Raw genomic sequence first — 18534 nt, forward strand, 5'->3', positions numbered from 1 at the left:
TTGCACAATTTATATCCAATGCAACAAATAAAGAATCAGGTTTATTCAGATCTTTTATTCTGACAAAGCAGAATACTCTTTAATGTGCAGGATACATAGGGTGAATATCAAGAGTTTTTGCAGTACATGATGGTGTTTTACCAATAGGGATAATTTCCAAATTATCGAAATAAGGTGTACTTATTCGGTTCTGTTGCATTGGTGCCATTAGTCCAGCCATACCACGTGGGTACTGAGTGTTGGTGCACGATACGACCTCTTTACCGTCTACATATCCGATAATATTATTACCTTCAAAACGAAGTTTTAAATTGTGCCATTGACATGCAGCTATACCATCAACTTTTTTACTCGCCATAATTCGTTCACCACCAACTTCTTTATCACTATTAGACGCTATAAGAGCCTGCTGTTCTGCATCTCCTACAAGTTCTTTTTTATCTAGTTTTCCTCTGCTGATTACAAGACTACAGTTGCCTTTATCGTCAAGTTTCACATAATATCCTTTTGGTGTGATACCATAGCCAGATCCAACATTGCACAGACGCCCCATCAGTGCGGCTTCGTCTTGTGGATTGAGGTATATATCAGCACTTATCTGGTAGTCACTCCAAGCTGAATCACCTATTATAGTGTAATAATTCCATTCCGGTGCCCAACTATTGGTATGTTCACCTACGACCTGCCTTAGGCACTGTCCTTTATGGTCGGGCCGTTCTGCAAGTTCAAAAGCACCAATTATGTCTGCAGTGTAATGAGGTAAGTATCCCCATTGTTCAGGATGGGTATATTCGTCGAAATTATCGAAATATGGTATTGGAAATGGCTCAGTCTTCGGAATATCAGCAAAAGAACCTTTCCGTTGACCTCTAACTGTAGATATAGAGTAAACACTGTTCGGTTGAAGTGTCAATGTATATTTTCCGCCTTTTGGAGTAATGTCGGCAAGTTGCACAAACTGCTCTTTTTCATTACTTCTCCACACACATAAGTTTTTCTTTGACAGTCCTTTTGTGATTTTCACATTCACAAGTTGATTAGCTTTTGCATCTTTAGTTTCTATGATAATACTATAGTCTTGTGTTGCAGGATTCTTCATAGTAATCATTGTTCCTCCATCATGAAGCATTTTACATCCTTCGTCAAGATATTGCCAACCCACTTCAGTAAACTGTCCATAATGTGCATATCCCCACAATGCTTCACGTACTTCATAGTTACCACTCCATGGTTCACGAGCGAGTAGCATTGCCGGGTCAAGACTGTATGGTTCCAAGGGATAAACACTAGCTATATCATACCAATTAATGACTTTTGTGGCGCCACTGATTATATAATTTTTATTGAAGTCGGAAACAATATTTATAAGACAATCGTATCCTTTACGATAAACATGTTCTTCTGTGTTCCATATAGGTTTACCCAATTTTGCAACCAAAGCTTTCTGTTCTGGAGTAACTTCTATTTCACTAAATGTATGAGCACTAATCACATCAACTGCATCAGCGAATGGTTTGTCATTTATCATTTCTTTTATGAAGTCAAGTTTAGACTTTCCCCAATTGTCGAATGCATGGAGTTTTACATTGCTGAATCCTTTTTCATTCATCGTCTTACGGAACATAATAGCAAAGTCACGATTCCAACCTTTTTCGTTTCGACAACCTATAGCATCCATTTCCAGTCCATATACTTGACGAAGTCCATTTAGCCATGATACATAATAATCAGCTGCATCTTGTGACCAGAAGTCACCATTTCCAACCCAATGTGGTGCGCTCCACGCTGTTCCATCAAGAGATAGTTTTTGATTGCGCTGTTTTGCCTCACGAAGTATCCACCATGTGTATCCGCGCTGATAGATAAAATCGCCCCGATAATGACTGTGGCTTGGCATTGAACCTTGTGTGGAGTTGCCGTCTCCGGGAATTTCTACCAATAGCGCACTCACAGATGCGCCAAACATTGGTTTGTAAACCATATCAAGAATCTCGCTGCACTGCTTTTCAGGATAATCTTTTAGTAATACAGATGTAGCTCCGCCACCATTTACTACACCTATACCGTCAAAGCGCTTGCCAGTATTCTTACCATTAAGATTAATGGTCTGTTGAGCTACCACACTTAATGCATTAAAAGTCAATAGCAAACAAAAAAAAATAGTTTTATTCATTTATAATATTAGATTGAGTCTCATTTAAAATTTGAGAAGTTGTCTCGTGTAATGACTTTACGAGATGCCAGGTTTCTGAATTTCAGCAACTTGGCATCTTTGTTTAAATATCATGCTGTTATCTCTATGATTATTCTTTCGGGACCACTTATGCACGATTCATAATAACCGTCGCCGGTGGTTCGTGGAGCGGAGAGGATTTCATACCCTTTATCATTTAATAATGCGGTGATTTTATCCACTTGTTCAATGCTCCCTACCGAGAAACATACATGGTGCAGACCTGAGGGATATTCAAATGCTTTCATTGTTTGCACTACATTATACCGATGCATCAATTCAAGACGAGTATGGTCTTCGAATTGTATAAAATAAGAACTGAAGCCTGTCTTACTATTCTTATATATTCTAGATGCCTTGCCATCAAAGAAGGTAACAAAGAAATTTTTCATTCCTTTTAAGTTTTGGGCATATATTGCGACATGGTCTATTTTCATCTTTTATTGACTTTAGTGAATAGTTTGGTACGTAGAATTTCTCTTACAGGAACATCGTAGAGTTTGTAGGCGGCATAAGCGGCCATTATTGACATTAAATACACTCCGGTACAAACTACTATGTGCTGACTGAGCGTAGCATTAGGATGATTGCGTACCCATGCTACCTGCATATACACAAGAGGATAATGGGTGATATAAAGAGGATATGATATCTCGCCGAAGAACTTGCATACCGACGTTGTACGTTTGTCTGTAACACGACTGCCGGCTCCCATAGATACTATCAAGGGGAAGAGCACCAGAATGGCTACACACTCATAGAGACCATTCAACCAGTCGGCAGAACCGGATCCGATACGTGGCATAATCATCAGTATGACGATGAAAATGGAGCACCACCAAAATCCACCACGGACGGTGATCAACTTGCCAACACGGGAAATAAGCAGACCTGCAAAGAAAGGATAAAGCAGACGGGTAAGACCTATAAGGAGTTGATCGGGCGTAAGACTCCAACCGCCGATTACAGTATATTTGGCATAATCGCGAACTGAAAATAAATTGAAGATATCTATATTTAAAGTCAGGTTAATGGTAAGGAAGGCAAAGATGACTACACATAATGAGAGTCCTAATTTAGAGAACCTGCGTATGAAAAGGGCATAAAGTATATTTGCCAGATACTCCCATTGGAGTGACCATACAGGACCGTTAAACGGGTTAGTCTCTCCCCATCCACGGAAGTCCAGAGAATTGGGCATTGGAATTATTGTACAGCACCACAGGAAGTACAGTACTAACATCGTGCCGGATGTCTTTTCGACCGATGGGAATCCGGTGCTACTACTACTGAAATAGAACAGACATAGACCAAGGAAGGTTCCAAAGATGACCATCGGGTGAAGACGAATAAGTCTGCGCTTGAAAAAATTCCATGTAGACATGCGATTCCATCGGTCATCATAAGCGTAACCTATAACAAAACCTGAAAGCGCAAAGAAAAAATCTACAGCCAAATAACCATGATTTATTATTTGGGTGGCAGGACCATGAGAGTAGATCTCGAAAAGGTGAAAGGCTACAACCAGCATTGCAGCCACGCCTCGTAGTCCATCTAAAATTTCATAACGAGGCTTAGAAGCTAAATAAACATTACTCTTATCCATTTTGTATTATATTATTGCGGGTTAAACAATTTGCATGATTTTGACTTCAGAACTCTACGTATGGTTGCAGGCGTTCTATTTCGGAAGGTGGAAAGTCTTTAAGCAAGCGAAGATCTTGCAGACTGTGTATCGATCCACGCAAGCGTCTATAGTCTAGTATGTCTTTCGCCTGAAAAAAATTGATATATGGATGCCGGCGAAGTTGACTCAGCGTAAGTTTGTTAATATTGATTTTCTGTATGCTGCCACTGACTATAGTAAAATGCTTCATGGCCTCTTCGGGGAATCCTTCTATTTCTCTAAGTTGCTCTACTCTATAAAAGCCTCCCAACTGTTCTCTATATCTCACGATAGCCCTGGCATAGCCGCTGCCGATACCTGGAACTCGCTTAAGTGCTGTAGTGTCCGATAAGTTTAATGATATGCATTCATGAGCTTTCAACTTAAGAGGATACTTGACGGTATCACGTTGGAATGGTTCTTTTTTATAATCATCAGCCAAATGACTGTTATCCGAATATATATTGGCAGCCGGTGAGTAATCGGGTGATATCCTTATATATGGTCGCATCTCACGATACTGTTTTACAGTTAGTCCATAAAGACGGGCGAAATCTTCGGGACTTCTATAGATACCACCGGCGGCTCTATACTTATAGATATTACGCACCTGCCATGGTTGGAGACCCAACTTGAGAAGTGCCGTGCTATCTGCTGTATTGGGATCGAATGTAAACAATTCGGCACGCTTTCCGTCTATATAATAAGAACCTTTGCTATCAGCCGACGACCTTATGTTTCGGTCATATGATGACGAGTCGGACAAATTATCAGCGGTTTTATCGTTTCTGCCCCCTACTACGAATATTATTAATAAAAAAATGACTACTACTGATAAGAATACCAGCACCACCTTACGGTCGGACTTCTGTAAATAAAAGAATTCTTTAAGAAACATAGATATATCAGATAAAGCCGAACTGATTTAAGAATATCATCAATATTAATATTGGGCACACGTATCTTGCGCAGAACACAAACACATGAAAGAGTTTACCACGTAATGTGCCCCAATTAGTAAACTCATCTTTTACTACTTTACGGGGTACATACCATCCTATCATTAAACACGTACAGAATCCGCCTAACGGAAGCAATACCTGAGCTGTGATATAATCGCAGCAGTCAAGCAGCGACTTGCCATGTATCATCAATCCACTTGAGGATGATACGGACAGAGAACACAAAACAGCTACTATACAGCAGGCTATTGTAACAATCCAGGCGGCACCTTTACGAGACAGGTGCATCTCTTCATGAATAAAGGCTGTACCGATCTCATGTATTGAGATAGTGGATGTAAGTGCTGCCAAGGCTAACAGTGAATAGAATAATATTGAAATAACATACCCTATGATAGGAATGGCATGGAATGCCTGGAGAAAAACACGTGGCAGGGTGATGAAGATAAGTGATGGACCTGAATCCGGACTCACGCCGATAGAGAAAGCAGCAGGGAAAATCATCAGTCCCGCAAAGATGGCTACAAGTGTATCTATCAATGCTATCTGTGTAGCTGACTTGAGCAGGTCGATATGTTTATTGAAGTATGACGCATATGTACAAAGACATCCGGTACCAAGACTGAGAGAAAAGAACGCCTGACCCAATGCTCCTAATATTACGTTATGGTCTACTTTGGAAAAGTCTGGATTGAAAAGAAAGTCGATACCTTTCATGGCATTTGGCAGTGAGCATGATGCGATTATGATTACTATCAAAAGAATAAAAAGAGCCGGCATCATCAGTTTTGAGGCTTTCTCTATGCCTTTGTCTACGCCATGGGCAACAATAATATGTGTAAGTAATACAAATAGCACTGCCCACAAAGCGGGTTTGAGAGGGTTGGTAGAAAAAGTCTGGAAGTAATTGACTATATAAGTAGAGTCTCCGTTGAGATGGCCCAAAATGGAAGCCATAAGATATTGGAGACACCAACCTGCTACTACAGAGTAAAAACCTAGAATTATGATGGATGTCAGTATACCTACGTATCCTACTATAGAGAAAGGTGTGCCCTTACCCATTGTGAGATAAGACCTAGCGGCATTAGCTGAAACATGACGGCCAATTATAAATTCGCATACCATACCCGGTATGCCTAAAAAGATAACGCAGCCTATGTATATCAACATGAATGCAGCTCCACCATTATGGCCTGCCATATAGGGGAAACGCCATATATTACCAAGACCTACCGCAGAACCTGCAGTAGCTAAAATCACTCCTAATTTACTTCCGAAATTTACTCTGTTACTCTGAGACATATTATTTTATAGATCGTTTTTATATTTTGTCTGTAAAATTGATGCAAATTTATAAAAAATATCCTACTTTTGTATCAAAATATAAGAAAAAATGAATTACATATTTCATTTATTAAGAAGATACCCTATATCTGTGATACTTTTTATGGTAATATGGTATTTGTGCTTCTTCACACCGCCGAAGACGCCATTGGATAATATATCGTTCATTGACAAATGGGTGCACATCACCATGTACGGAGGGACGTGTAGCGTATTGTGGTTGGAATATCTGCATTGGCATAAAAAAATAAATAGCAAGAAATTGATATCTCTTGCTATTGTAGCACCAATCCTGATGAGCGGATTGATCGAAATTCTTCAAGAATACTGCACAAACGGCAGACGTGATGGAGACTGGCTGGACTTTGCTGCTAATTCTGTTGGCGTGATTTTGGCAACAGCAATAGGTCTTCTGGTGGCAAAGTGGCGCGCCAGACGGTAAAGGGTTCTTTCTGTAGATTAGAATTATAGAAACGTTTATCTCCTGTGACTTCTCGTCCGATAAAATAGGGTTTTTCGTATGGTTCGTCTTCGTATTCAAGTTCTACTTCGGCCATAACGAGTCCTTCATTATCCCCGTAAAACTCATCAACTTCGAATGTGTGCTTACCGCTTTTCACAAGATAACGAGTCTTGTCTATCATACCGGGCTCACACAATTGCATAAGATGTTCGGCCTCGTCAAGTGTTATCTCTTTCTCAAACTCGTATCTGGACAATCCGTTGGCGTCTGAAGGACCTTTTATGGTAAGATACCCCTTTTCATCGCGAATTCTTACACGGACGGTACGACCGGAAGTGCTACAAATATAGCCCTGTTTGATACGACTGCTTGAGAAAGCTTCTTTTTTGAAGTCACCGCTCTTTACAAGAAATTTGCGTTCTATCTCAAGACCCTTCATTACATACACTTAGTAATATAGTATATCAGATATACTACTGCAAGAATAATTAATCCTCCAAAAATCCAATTAATTAATTTCTTTGCTTGTTTCTCTTGGCGTGCCTCTTTCTGAGCACGGTGTAATTTACTTTTTTCGCTCATAATCGTATTATAATTTTAAAAGGTTATTCTTCATCGTTCACAGGGAACTCCATAAGATAAGCCTTGATGAAATCATCGATTTTACCGTTCATAACACCGTCTACATCTGTTGTCTGATAGTTGGTACGGTGATCTTTCACACGACGGTCATCAAAGACATAACTACGTATCTGACTTCCCCATTCTATCTTTTTCTTTCCGGCTTCTATTTTAGCCATCGCATCAAGGCGCTTCTTCATAGCACGGTCGTAAAGCTGTGACTTCAATAATCGCATTGCGTTATTTCGGTTTTCCAACTGTTTACGACTTTCTGTATTTTCAATAAGTATTTCTTCTTCCTCGCCTGTATCAGGATCTGTATACTGGTATCGTATACGCACACCTGTTTCTACCTTATTTACATTCTGACCACCTGCGCCTCCCGAACGGAACAAGTCCCAGCTTACCTTGGCGGGATCTACATAGACCTCAATGGTATCATCAACCAAAGGAGTGACAAACACACTGGCGAAACTCGTCATACGTTTACCTTGTGCGTTATATGGCGATACACGTACAAGACGGTGGACTCCATTTTCACTCTTAAGGTATCCGTAAGCGTAATCTCCACCTTCAATCTCCATGGTTACGCTCTTAATTCCGGCTTCATCGCCTTCTTGAAGGTTACTTATAATAACTTTATGACCATGCGCCTCAGCCCATCGCATATACATACGCATAAGCATCTGTGCCCAATCCTGACTTTCTGTTCCACCGGCACCACTGTTTATCTTCATAACGCAGTCCATCGGATCTTCTTTCTGGCGGAGCATATTCATCAGTTCAAGGTCTTCAATGGCCTTTATCGCTTTGGCGTAATCTGCATCAACTTCTTCTTCTGTGACCATTTCATCGTGAAAGAAATCAAAAGCAAGTTGCAATTCATCAGTCATACGACGGACGTCTGCATAACCGTCTACCCACTTCTTTATGCTTTTGACTTTCTTCATCTGCTCTTCGGCAGCCTTGGGGTCATCCCAGAAATCAGGGGCTTGAGTACGAAGACTTTCTTCTTCGTATTCTACTTGTTTCTTATCTATATCAAGATAATGATTTAGCGCATCAGCGCGTTCGATCACATCTTTCAGCTGGTCACTCGTTATCATTCTTTGTACATTTTATCGATCTCATCGGCGTAATTCTTATTGATAACGCCACGCTTCAACTTAAGTGTATTGGTGAGTTCGTCCTTCTCCATACTGAAATGATGAGGTAATAAGGTGAAACGCTTTATCTGTTCGTAATGAGACAATGACTGTTGCAATGTTTCAAGTCGTTCCATCATCATATTACAAACTTTTGGATTAGAACAAAGATCTTCTCTACTTATAAACTCTATTCCATTCTCTCTTGCCCATTCTTCGAGCAAACGATATTCAGGTATTATAAGAGCTGAGACAAACTTACGCTGATCGGCAACTACTGATATCTGGTCAACAAACTTGTCTACAAGCATCTTAGATTCTATCATCTGAGGAGCAATATACTTACCATTGGAAGTCTTAAACAAATCTTTAATGCGCTCTTTAAGATACAATTCGCCATCAAGCAGATAACCGGAGTCGCCTGTACGAAAATAGCCCTCTTCATCGAAAGCCATCTTTGTAAGGTCTTCTTTCTTATAATATCCGGGAGTAATAGTAGGTCCTTTAAGGAGTATTTCGCCTTCTTTTGATATCTTTATATCAATGCCCTCTATAGGACGACCCACAGAACCTACTGTATAGGTTTCACCAAGATGATCACAGGAAACAGTAGCAAGACTTTCTGTCAAACCATATCCTACGATCATATTCAGGCCGATGGAATGAACGAATTCTTCGACTTCAGAGGATACTGTTGCACCTGCTGTAGGGAAGAGATTAGCATTTTCCAATCCCATTTCCTTACGGATAAGACTGAATACGGTGTTGTTTATTAACTTATATTTTAGACTTAACGCCAGAGAAGGACGCTTTCCTTTGCTAAGACATTCTATATTATGCTTACGACCTATTTTAAGCGAGTTTACGAATATCTTTCGCTGTATAGGATTTGCCCTGTCTATCTGATCTTTTACACCGACATATACTTTCTCCCAGAAACGAGGAACAGAACACATACTTGTAGGATGTGTCTCACGCATTGATTTCTGAACATCTTTAGGATTAGTATTAACAATGAGTGTTGCTCCTTCACTAAGACAAAGAGCGGTCCAGCCTTTCTCGAATACATGTGTGTATGGAAGGAAATTCATTATTCTATCCTTCTCTGTTATAGGCACACACTTATTATTAGCCACTAGAGCTGCATAATACTGACCATACGTTAACATGACACCTTTGCTTACGCCTGTGGTTCCACTTGTATAGAGAATGTTAGCTATATCATCAAAACTTGCTTGCTTATAAAGGGTTTCTACCTCTGACTGACGTAAAAGATTCTCACCAAGTTTCAAGAAGTCATCAAAATACAGCGCATTGGGATCGTGTGTACTTATACGTACACTGCGGTCATAAATGATTATACGTTCCAGTTGTGGACACAATGCGAATATACGGTGGGCCTTATCATATTGTTCCTGCTCTCCTACAAAAATAAATCGAATCTGAGCATCATTGACCATGTATTGTATCTGATCCTCGCTAGTAGTAGCATATAGAGGAACAGTTACGGCACGTATGCCCCATGCACCAAAATCTGTATAAACGTATTGAACTGTATTTTGTGAGAATATACCTATATTCTCTTGTACCTTTACCCCTAGATTCAGTAATGAATTGGAAACTTGTTTTACTGTTTTGGAAAATGTATTCCAACTTACTGACTTCCACTGCGATCCGCCGAAGTCTTTATAAATCAAGGCTTCACGCTCGCCATATTTTTTAGCCTGATCGTGAATAAGTACCGAAAGATGGCTGTTAGTCTGCATATGCATTAATATTTATTAATGCAAAGATAGTACAAGTTGGGCGTAATACAAAATAAAAAACGAAGTTTCTTAATCTTTTGCAACTTAATGTATGATGTTTTCATTTAATTTGGTATCTTTGCTACCGTTATGGATTATAAAGAATATACTAATGATGCGGTAGAAATGCTAAAAGCATTGATTTCCACGCCCTCAATAAGCAAGGACGAGGAGAAAGCGGCTAATGTCTTTACCAAATTTATTGTGGAATGGGGTTTCAAATATAAAAGGGAAGCTAATAATGTCTGGATCTTCTCTAATGATTTTGACAATAATAAGCCTACTTTGCTATTGAATGCCCACATTGACACGGTAAGGCCTGTGGATTCATGGACAAGGTCTCCATTTGTACCTGACATGTACTTTGACATCCTTTACGGTCTGGGAAGTAATGACTGTGGGGGTGGATTGGTATCTTTGCTACAGGTTTTCCGTATCATTACATCAAAAGAACAAAAATATAACACTATATTTCTGGCATCTGCTGAGGAGGAAATTTCAGGAGAGAATGGTATAACTAGTGTGATTCCACTATTACCTGATATTGATATCGCGATTGTTGGTGAACCAACAGGAATGCAACCTGCTATTGCAGAGAAAGGGCTAATGGTACTTGATGTTATCGCAAGAGGAAAATCGGGGCATGCGGCAAGAAACGAAGGTATTAACGCAATATATGAATCACTTGATGACCTGATATGGTTCAAAGACTACAAGTTCGATAAAATCAGTGATTTTCTTGGTTCTACTCAAATGAACGTTACTGTAATAAATGCAGGAACACAGCATAACGTAGTACCTGACAAATGTTATTTTACCGTTGACGTAAGAACTAATGAATTTTATGACAATGAATCTGTTTACAACTTCATTTGTGAAAATATAAAAAGCGAAGTAAAAGCAAGGTCTTTCAGATTGAACCCGTCTCATATAGACATAAATAATCCGCTCATTCAGCGTGCTATAAAAATGGGTATGAAACCTTTTGGTTCACCTACGCTGTCAGACCAGGCGCTTATGCCATTCCCATCTTTTAAACTTGGTCCAGGTGAATCATCCAGATCACATTCTGCCAATGAATTCATTAAAATCAGCGAGATAGATGAAGCTATAAAGACTTATTCTGATTTATTAGACGGGGCTGTGATATAAATCACAGTCCTCCTTTTTTATTTATCTTCCCAACCAAGACTCAGGGTTTATCTTTGACGTTTCTTTACGCAATTGGAATTGCAGTATATTGTCTGCGCCTATAGAACCAAGAACCTGGCGTGTACCTACACTCTGACCGCGATGGACGCATACAGATGACAGATTACAATATACAGATATGTAATCACCATGACGTACCATTACTACCATCGTTCCTCCAAAACTGAATACTGCACTAACCTCTCCATTGTATATGGAACGTGCATGTGCACCCGACTGTCCCAATATGTTTATACCTTTATTATCGAGGGTAACATTCTTAAGGCCCTCTACATTATATTGTCCAAAATGACTTACAATACGATATGAACCGGTAATAGGCATAGGCAACCTGCCTCTATTGCTCTCAAAGCCACCACTAAGACGACGGTCTACGCTATTAAGCATAGGTACGTCTACTGATTTCTGCGCAGCAGCAACTTCTCTAGCAGAAGTTCTTCTATCATTTTCGGCCTGCCGTTCAGCATCCTTACGCTCAGCAACAGCCTGACGTTCAGCTGCATCTGCAGCTGCTTTCTCGGCAGCACTCTTCTGAGCAGCAGCACGTGCAGCTGCTTTTGCTCTTTCTTCAGCAGCCTTGGCTGCTAAAATCTTACGATGATTCTCACGGGCAGCCATCTCTGCTTCAGCTTTCTTCTTAGCCAATTCGGCAGCTCGCTTGCGTCTTGCCTGGACATCTGCGCGGGCTTTAGATTCTGCAGCAGCACGGGCTCTTGCCTTTGCTACCTCTTGCGCAATGAGTCTGTCTATCTGAGAGTTTAACGCAGCATCTTTCTTACGCTGTTCTGATATAATAGTCTGTATGGTCTTCTGCTGGTTTTGAAGGGTGCTTACAACTTGTTGCTGCTCATCTTTCTTACCTTGCAACTTACGATGTTCTACTAGTCCTTTACGCAGCACTACTTTCTTTACTCCTTTAACCTGAAAGAGTTGAGCTTGTTTTGCGTCTACCTGCTGCTGTTTGCATTTAACCATCTCGCCCTGTGCCCGCTGATAAGAAGCGTATTCGCGTACAAACCTCAGACGGCGATACATCTGTGCAAAGTTTTTTGCACTGAAGATGAACATAATCTGATCTTGTATAGAACGGTTATTATATAGATAACGCATGGATTTAACATACTTCTGCTTACGATCGTTAAGCTCAGCCTGAAGAATTTTCAATTGATTATTAAGATTGTCAATATTGCCATTTATATGATTAATATCACTCTGAATGGTATCAATAGAACGGCGGCGCTGCTCTATCTCACTATTAATCAACATAAGATTTTGAAGACGCTCCTTAACATCACGCTGATTAGAATTGAGGCGTTGTTCCTGTAAACGTATCTCACGCTGAATCTTCTGGCGCTGAGTTTGCAAACCTTTTATAGTAAGGTTACTATAATTTGCCGTTTTACCTTTCCTACTGGTTTTTCTTGTAGTATTGGTAACACGGGCTTTCTTCCTTACAGTTTTTTTATTTTGTGCGTAAGGACTAATTATAATAGTAAATAGTAAGACTAGAAGTATATAAAATCTTTTCATTATAATGCCATAAACCTCCTAAGAATATCATTAACTGTAACTTCTGTATATTTACTTGACACAGTGGTACGTGGTTCCCATTCACTATCGTGACCAACATTATTCAGAATGAGATTTATTTTCACTTCTTTATTTGCTGTAGTAAAATCTATCTTCATATCTGTCGGAAATGTCTTATTCTCTACAGATTTAAATTCACGATAATCCCAGTTAAGTTGGGTCTGGCCATGTAACTTATCCTTATACAGAATGTTAGCCATATTAAGCTGTCCACTGTTGTTATCGGCAAGCCATTTATAGTTCATTTTATCCCTTGAGAGTGTTATTATTGTGTTCCCGCCGTCTATCGCTGTTGCGAAATCTTTCAGCATTTCATCTGTTACCTTTGTCTGGCCCGGTTCAAAAAGTTCGTTCCAGAACAATGCCTGAAGGGAATAGAAATTCAATCCGCTATTGCGTAAGAAATCCAACTGATCGTAAGTAGCTTTGATGTACTGTTTATTTATACGGTCAACAATAAGTACATAATCTTTTGTAAATTCAAGACGTCCGGCTTCAACAAAACCAAACATCATCAACTGTAGACGAATTACATCGTCACGCTTCATTTTGAGATTTCCCGTCAAGGTCATATTCTGGGATCCTACTTCGATTTGGAATTTAACCTTAGAAGTAATAAACTTAGAATACATGGCATTATCAGAGACTTTCTGCAAAACCTTCTGTTGTTCTATATTTTCTATTTTAACAGGTTTTTCGACATTGACCAAAGTCTTCTTGGCTGCACAGGATGTGAGCAGCAAAGGAAAAATCAACAGGGCTATTTTAAGAAAAGATAAAGGTTTCATTTTTCCAAATATTTTTTTAGTTTGATTTTTTTGAATAATAATATATTTGATTTATCTGCTGTCTTTGCAGATCGGTTCCAATAGTTCAGTGCTTGCTTGACATCGCCATTCTTTATATATATATCACCTGCATGTTCAAGGATAACATTGCTCTTGGTACTATCATTCTGAACGGCTTGATCGATATATATCTTTGATTCCGCATAGCGTTTCTGCATGAATAATATCCATGCATATGTATCAAGATAGGTGCTATTCTTAGGTTCTGCCTTAACGGTCTTATAACTCATCTGTTCTGCCTTTTCCAAATTCAATCCTTTTTCGCTTAAATAATAAGCATAATTGTTCAAGCATGGAACGTTATCATCTTTCCACTGAAGACATGAATCGTATGCAGCAAATGCAGCTTTATGCTCTCCTTTAGCATGTAAGATATCTCCCATAAGTCCATAATAATCTGAAGCCAGCGAGGCATCGCTCTGATTATTTATCATGCTTGTTCCCTTCCTGAATATCTCTAAAGCATTATCCAGGTCGTTATTGAAATAATAGGCCATTCCCAAATAATAAAAGAATGCCATTTCATCGGGGTTATATTCCAATGCGGGTTTACATAGTTCGATAGCCTGATTATAGTCTTTCTTTTCCCAAGCATATTGTATCAATTGTAGCCTGCTTGCTGCATTATCAGGAGCTATTTCAAGAACTTTATTGAGCATAACTGCTATGCTGTCTTTAGGCATTTTCTTTGCATTCATATATACACTACATAGTATATACATGTTGGGATCAGTCTGTTTTTCTTTGAATACATCCTTGAAGAGATTCAATATTTGGGTACTATCGCCACCTTTTTGTTCATTATCGGTTACAGCCTGTTTCATCAAATCCAACTTCTCACTATCATCTGTATTATTGTTGACTAATAGTTTCTTTAATAAAGTATTGGCTAATGAGTCTTGATTGTTATTTTTATAATATGACAGCATTGACATCTGCGCCATAGTATTGTCAGGTTCTTGTTTTAATACACGCCCGTATGTAGCCAAAGCTTCTTCGGGAAGACCATTTTCCATCTGCCAATCACCCTCAATCACGCGGTAATTCAAATCATTGGGATGAGATTCGGCCAACTGACGTATAACATTAATAGCTTCTTTCTTCTTTCCTTGCAATGAGTATATCTGAACTTTAGCCATCAAAAGTTTCTCATTAGCGCCTGCAACATTCTCCAAACGTTCAATTGTATTAATCACATTGTCATAATCAGTCTTCTGGTTATACAATTGTAATAGTATCTCAAGAACATCAGGTCTGTCTTTGTTGGTATTATACAATTTTTCGTATGCAGCTATTGCCTTATCGTATTTTGCTGCATGGGTATAAAATTGTGCCAAAATCTCTTCATAATAACTATTTGAAGGATCGTACGTAGCTGCTTTTTCAAAATTCAACAAAGCTAGTGAATCTTGTTTAAGCTGAGCATAAAGCTCGGCTTTCTTGTAATAGACGTTTGCTGATGTGGAATCTATATCCTTACAATGGTCTAACAAATCAAACGCCCCGGCAAGGTTGTCTTTCTGTTCTTGATTTTCTGACTCAAAGAGGAAATAATCAAAACGTAATCTGGAATTATGGGATAAATTATCTGCAACAGGTGATTTCACATTACCCACAACAGTCTTTGCTGACTGCATTTTCTGCACAGAACAGGCAGATACCACTGTAAGTAATGTAAAAGCAGTAGCACTTAACAATAAATATTTGCAGATATTTTTCATTAGATTTTTATTTTACCCCGGTATGACCATAACCGCCTTCACCACGCTCTGTTTCGTCCAACTCTTCAACTGCGATGAATTCAGCATTTTCGTGTCTGGCTATAATCATTTGAGCTATTCGCTCACCATCATTTATAATAAATTCATCAGATGAGAAATTAATAAGGAGAACCATTATCTCTCCACGATAATCAGCATCTACAGTACCGGGAGTATTCAAAACTGTTATCCCATGTTTTAATGCCAGGCCACTTCTTGGTCTGATTTGAGCTTCGTATCCTACAGGTAATGCTATATGTAAGCCTGTTGGTATCAATTTACGTTCCAAAGGTTTCAATACAACTGAGGAATCCAAATTAGCACGCAAATCCATACCGGCACTCTGTTGGGTGGCATAAATCGGTAGTGGTTGATGACCTTTATTTACAACTCTTATTTTAATCATCTGATTTCTTTTATATATTTTAGATGCAAAAATAAGTAATAATATTCACATATTTGAATTTTTCAGTTTAAAAAGTAAGAAAATACCAAAATTTGCATTATATTTGTACCATTATGATGAATTGGGAAAGATTAATTTCGAATAAAAGGTTGGGGCAAGAACACCGACATATGGAAAGACATGACGATCGCACGGAGTTTCGTCGCGATTACGACAGGCTGATTTTCTCTGCTCCATTCAGACGACTTCAGAACAAGACACAAGTTTTCCCTCTGCCTGGGAGTGTCTTCGTACATAACAGATTAACTCATAGTCTTGAGGTGGCAAGCGTTGGAATGTCACTAGGTACTGACGCATCACAAAAAATATTAGCTATGCATCCGGAACTTCAGTCTTCGCATATAGGTGAGATCGGCTCTATTGTTTCTGCTGCATGTCTTGCTCACGATCTTGGGAATCCTCCTTTCGGTCATTCGGGGGAGAAAGCAATTCAAACTTTCTTTACAGAGGGCAATGGCGCTTCACTAAAGTCAAAAATAAGCGAGCAATTCTGGGATGATATCACGCACTTTGAAGGAAATGCTAATGCGTTCAGAATACTTACACACAGATTTAATGGGAGAAGAGAAGGTGGTTTTGTAATGACATATGCCACTCTGGCTTCTATCGTAAAATATCCTTTTGCTTCAGCTCTTGCGGGTAGCCACGGTAAGTTTGGCTTTTTCAAATCTGAAGCGGACATATATAAGAAAATAGCCGATGAATTGGGCATTATTTGCAAATCTAAAGATAATGAACCAATGAAATATGCTCGCCACCCTCTAGTATATTTAGTAGAAGCTGCTGATGATATTTGTTATGAAATAATGGATATTGAAGATGCTTTCAAACTTAAAATATTGTCGTACAAGGACACAGAAGATCTGATGCTGAATTTCTTTGATAGTGAGAATAGACAGCGGATTTTAAAACGAATGGAGGACGAAGGACTTTCTGACGAAAACGAAAAGGTGGTATACCTGCGTGCATGTACGATAGGAAAACTGGAGAATGAATGTGTGAATGTCTTTGTTGAAAATGAAGAACAGATATTAAAAGGAACTTTTGAAGGATGCCTCATAGAAAACATTTCAGAGATTCCTCGCGAGGCATACAAACATTGCTCTGATATTTCTTTCAAGAAAATATATAAAAGCAAGCCTGTACTTGATGTGGAATTGTCCGGTTTTAAAATTATGGGTACGCTTATGGATCAAATGGTAGAAGCGGTTACATACCCTAAAAGATTCTATTCTAAACAACTGATAAACAGAGTGAGTAGCCAATATGATATTGAATCTGACAATATTGAGACTCGTATCATGGCTGTATTAGACTACATAAGTGGAATGACTGACATCTATGCTCTGGATGTTTATCAGAAAATAAACGGAATAAGTCTGCCTATAGTATAGTGGGATTATCAATCATCTTCTTTGTAAATAACATTATTGGCACCTGAAGTAATATGAAGTGCATCAGGATGAGCCTTTATGAAGGAATCAATATGACGTATACGTTTCTCTTCCAGAATCTCATCAACGGCTATAAGTATGCCGGTTTCTTCGACATCTCCAAAACCATAGTTTATAGCAGTGCCAAACATTCTCATAGTAGGGCTTAGCCCCATGTATGCATTGACTAATGGAGGAATATTATATCCTAGTTTACGAACTTCATGGTTTAATATTTTATAGTCATCTTTGAAAGATTTTTCCTTAAAGAGTCTCTGCAGTTCCTTTTCATCGGTTTCAATTACCAACGGTTTCATCGGTATGATAAGATTGTCCTTATCATTAAAATGTTTTTTTAGAAAATAGAGAATCATATCTCTACCCCTACGTACATAAGAAGGATACATTGTCATCTTTCCGAAAAAGTATTTGACGTTAGGCATCACAACAGTGAGAGCCCCTAACCCATCCCAAAGGTTATCAAGAGCAAAAAGACTCTTAGAACCTCTTCGAGTACTTTGATACTCAAGAGAAACAAAAGAACGACCGAGCTCTATAGTCTGCGGCATATAGTCTTTCATAAATTTCTCGGAAAAATGGAACATATGACTGGTTGCCAATATAGGCTGTCCCGTTTCATCTATATCAACATCTGTACCTAATATATATCTGTACCCACCTATTATCTCTTCAGCTTCAGGATTCCATACCACCAATTGTTTATAACAATTTTCCATAGTATCAAATTCATCCAAATCCATAGATTTACCTGTACCGCCACCAGCTGTACGAAAAGCAATCTCACGAAGACGACCAATCTCTTTTAATACATTAGGAGCATTGTGAGCTGTTATCACATAAATTTCGTTATGGCTTTTGTTAGTCATACGAAGCTGGCGCTCCGGAGTTAATTCACTTTTTATAACTTCCCTATCAATAGGTTGGATTATGTCTTCTTCCATATCAATTGTATTAAGTTCGAT

17 protein-coding genes are annotated in these 18534 nt (G+C 38.9%); 3 read left to right on the forward strand and 14 right to left on the reverse strand.

What is annotated here, in order from left to right:
• Positions 1 to 79 precede the first annotated feature (79 nt).
• The 5 genes from XYLOR_RS09770 to XYLOR_RS09790 form a co-directional block, all read right to left on the reverse strand.
• Positions 80 to 2173 carry a glycoside hydrolase family 30 protein gene (locus XYLOR_RS09770; RefSeq protein ID WP_036878944.1) on the reverse strand — a complete coding sequence of 698 codons (2094 nt, stop codon included), beginning with the start codon at positions 2171 to 2173 and terminating at the stop codon, positions 80 to 82.
• Positions 2174 to 2283: 110 nt separating this feature from the next.
• The gene (locus XYLOR_RS09775) at positions 2284 to 2670 is read right to left on the reverse strand and encodes a VOC family protein (RefSeq protein WP_036878946.1); all 387 of its coding nucleotides are present in this window, start codon (positions 2668 to 2670) and stop codon (positions 2284 to 2286) included.
• Positions 2667 to 3839, reverse strand: coding sequence for an acyltransferase family protein (locus XYLOR_RS09780; RefSeq protein WP_036878947.1), 1173 nt, complete (start codon positions 3837 to 3839; stop codon positions 2667 to 2669). Before XYLOR_RS09780 ends, XYLOR_RS09775 begins: the two co-directional genes overlap by 4 nt.
• A 46-nt stretch (positions 3840 to 3885) precedes the next feature.
• A complete protein-coding gene (locus tag XYLOR_RS09785) occupies positions 3886 to 4797 on the reverse strand; it encodes a ComEA family DNA-binding protein (RefSeq protein ID WP_036878950.1) in 912 nt (303 codons plus the stop codon).
• A 7-nt stretch (positions 4798 to 4804) separates the two neighbouring features.
• A complete protein-coding gene (locus tag XYLOR_RS09790) occupies positions 4805 to 6166 on the reverse strand; it encodes a sodium-dependent transporter (RefSeq protein ID WP_036878953.1) in 1362 nt (453 codons plus the stop codon).
• 91 nt (positions 6167 to 6257) lie between these two features.
• On the opposite strand from XYLOR_RS09790, the gene XYLOR_RS13660 reads away from it, so the two are divergent.
• Positions 6258 to 6650 carry a VanZ family protein gene (locus tag XYLOR_RS13660; RefSeq protein WP_374057289.1) on the forward strand — a complete coding sequence of 131 codons (393 nt, stop codon included), beginning with the start codon at positions 6258 to 6260 and terminating at the stop codon, positions 6648 to 6650.
• Here the strand turns inward: XYLOR_RS13660 and XYLOR_RS09795 are convergent.
• Genes XYLOR_RS09795 through XYLOR_RS09805 form a run of 4 tightly spaced genes read right to left on the reverse strand, consistent with a single transcriptional unit; the run spans position 6580 to position 10203 of the window.
• Positions 6580 to 7110 (reverse strand): CYTH domain-containing protein, encoded by a 531-nt coding sequence (locus tag XYLOR_RS09795; RefSeq protein ID WP_051508966.1) that lies wholly within the window; start codon positions 7108 to 7110, stop codon positions 6580 to 6582. The genes XYLOR_RS13660 and XYLOR_RS09795 overlap by 71 nt on opposite strands.
• Positions 7110 to 7253 (reverse strand): hypothetical protein, encoded by a 144-nt coding sequence (locus tag XYLOR_RS13935; protein ID WP_169730564.1) that lies wholly within the window; start codon positions 7251 to 7253, stop codon positions 7110 to 7112. Before XYLOR_RS13935 ends, XYLOR_RS09795 begins: the two co-directional genes overlap by 1 nt.
• A 23-nt stretch (positions 7254 to 7276) precedes the next feature.
• Complete coding sequence (gene prfB, locus XYLOR_RS09800; protein WP_036878956.1) at positions 7277 to 8398, reverse strand: peptide chain release factor 2; 1122 nt, start codon at positions 8396 to 8398, stop codon at positions 7277 to 7279.
• A complete protein-coding gene (locus tag XYLOR_RS09805) occupies positions 8395 to 10203 on the reverse strand; it encodes an AMP-dependent synthetase/ligase (protein ID WP_036878959.1) in 1809 nt (602 codons plus the stop codon). The genes prfB and XYLOR_RS09805 overlap by 4 nt, the downstream gene beginning before the upstream one ends.
• Before the next feature lie 129 nt (positions 10204 to 10332).
• On the opposite strand from XYLOR_RS09805, the gene XYLOR_RS09810 reads away from it, so the two are divergent.
• On the forward strand, positions 10333 to 11394 hold the full coding sequence (locus XYLOR_RS09810; protein ID WP_036878963.1) for a M20 family metallo-hydrolase: 1062 nt from the start codon (positions 10333 to 10335) through the stop codon (positions 11392 to 11394).
• A gap of 21 nt (positions 11395 to 11415) precedes the next feature.
• Here XYLOR_RS09810 and XYLOR_RS09815 read toward each other — a convergent pair whose 3' ends face one another.
• From XYLOR_RS09815 to dut, 4 genes are read right to left on the reverse strand one after another with little or no spacing between them, the layout of a single operon-like run.
• Positions 11416 to 12984 (reverse strand): murein hydrolase activator EnvC family protein, encoded by a 1569-nt coding sequence (locus XYLOR_RS09815; protein ID WP_036878967.1) that lies wholly within the window; start codon positions 12982 to 12984, stop codon positions 11416 to 11418.
• A complete protein-coding gene (gene lolB1, locus XYLOR_RS09820) occupies positions 12984 to 13832 on the reverse strand; it encodes a lipoprotein insertase outer membrane protein LolB1 (protein ID WP_036878970.1) in 849 nt (282 codons plus the stop codon). The genes XYLOR_RS09815 and lolB1 overlap by 1 nt, the downstream gene beginning before the upstream one ends.
• Positions 13829 to 15613: a tetratricopeptide repeat protein gene (locus XYLOR_RS09825; RefSeq protein ID WP_245601997.1), complete on the reverse strand. Its 1785-nt coding sequence runs from the start codon at positions 15611 to 15613 to the stop codon at positions 13829 to 13831. The genes lolB1 and XYLOR_RS09825 overlap by 4 nt, the downstream gene beginning before the upstream one ends.
• Before the next feature lie 7 nt (positions 15614 to 15620).
• Complete coding sequence (gene dut / locus XYLOR_RS09830; RefSeq protein WP_036878973.1) at positions 15621 to 16058, reverse strand: dUTP diphosphatase; 438 nt, start codon at positions 16056 to 16058, stop codon at positions 15621 to 15623.
• A gap of 116 nt (positions 16059 to 16174) precedes the next feature.
• Here dut and XYLOR_RS09835 point away from each other — a divergent pair, with 116 nt between their 5' ends.
• Positions 16175 to 17512: a deoxyguanosinetriphosphate triphosphohydrolase gene (locus XYLOR_RS09835; protein WP_036878976.1), complete on the forward strand. Its 1338-nt coding sequence runs from the start codon at positions 16175 to 16177 to the stop codon at positions 17510 to 17512.
• An 8-nt stretch (positions 17513 to 17520) separates the two neighbouring features.
• On the opposite strand, the gene glsB is transcribed toward XYLOR_RS09835, so the two are convergent.
• Positions 17521 to 18513 (reverse strand): glycine N(alpha)-acyltransferase GlsB, encoded by a 993-nt coding sequence (glsB, locus tag XYLOR_RS09840; RefSeq protein WP_036878979.1) that lies wholly within the window; start codon positions 18511 to 18513, stop codon positions 17521 to 17523.
• Positions 18514 to 18534 lie beyond the last annotated feature (21 nt).

Source organism: Xylanibacter oryzae DSM 17970 (assembly GCF_000585355.1).
Lineage (GTDB): Bacteria > Bacteroidota > Bacteroidia > Bacteroidales > Bacteroidaceae > Prevotella > Prevotella oryzae.

Coding starts and splice junctions, on each gene's coding strand:
- XYLOR_RS13935 (WP_169730564.1), bottom strand. CDS start 7,253: ATGAGCGAAAAAAGTAAATTACACCGTGCTCAGAAAGAGGCACGCCAA.
- XYLOR_RS09805 (WP_036878959.1), bottom strand. CDS start 10,203: ATGCAGACTAACAGCCATCTTTCGGTACTTATTCACGATCAGGCTAAA.
- XYLOR_RS09810 (WP_036878963.1), top strand. CDS start 10,333: ATGGATTATAAAGAATATACTAATGATGCGGTAGAAATGCTAAAAGCA.
- XYLOR_RS09835 (WP_036878976.1), top strand. CDS start 16,175: ATGAATTGGGAAAGATTAATTTCGAATAAAAGGTTGGGGCAAGAACAC.
- XYLOR_RS09775 (WP_036878946.1), bottom strand. CDS start 2,670: ATGAAAATAGACCATGTCGCAATATATGCCCAAAACTTAAAAGGAATG.
- XYLOR_RS09780 (WP_036878947.1), bottom strand. CDS start 3,839: ATGGATAAGAGTAATGTTTATTTAGCTTCTAAGCCTCGTTATGAAATT.
- lolB1 (WP_036878970.1), bottom strand. CDS start 13,832: ATGAAACCTTTATCTTTTCTTAAAATAGCCCTGTTGATTTTTCCTTTG.
- prfB (WP_036878956.1), bottom strand. CDS start 8,398: ATGATAACGAGTGACCAGCTGAAAGATGTGATCGAACGCGCTGATGCG.
- glsB (WP_036878979.1), bottom strand. CDS start 18,513: ATGGAAGAAGACATAATCCAACCTATTGATAGGGAAGTTATAAAAAGT.
- XYLOR_RS09790 (WP_036878953.1), bottom strand. CDS start 6,166: ATGTCTCAGAGTAACAGAGTAAATTTCGGAAGTAAATTAGGAGTGATT.
- XYLOR_RS09815 (WP_036878967.1), bottom strand. CDS start 12,984: ATGAAAAGATTTTATATACTTCTAGTCTTACTATTTACTATTATAATT.
- dut (WP_036878973.1), bottom strand. CDS start 16,058: ATGATTAAAATAAGAGTTGTAAATAAAGGTCATCAACCACTACCGATT.
- XYLOR_RS09770 (WP_036878944.1), bottom strand. CDS start 2,173: ATGAATAAAACTATTTTTTTTTGTTTGCTATTGACTTTTAATGCATTA.
- XYLOR_RS09785 (WP_036878950.1), bottom strand. CDS start 4,797: ATGTTTCTTAAAGAATTCTTTTATTTACAGAAGTCCGACCGTAAGGTG.
- XYLOR_RS13660 (WP_374057289.1), top strand. CDS start 6,258: ATGAATTACATATTTCATTTATTAAGAAGATACCCTATATCTGTGATA.
- XYLOR_RS09825 (WP_245601997.1), bottom strand. CDS start 15,613: ATGAAAAATATCTGCAAATATTTATTGTTAAGTGCTACTGCTTTTACA.
- XYLOR_RS09795 (WP_051508966.1), bottom strand. CDS start 7,110: ATGAAGGGTCTTGAGATAGAACGCAAATTTCTTGTAAAGAGCGGTGAC.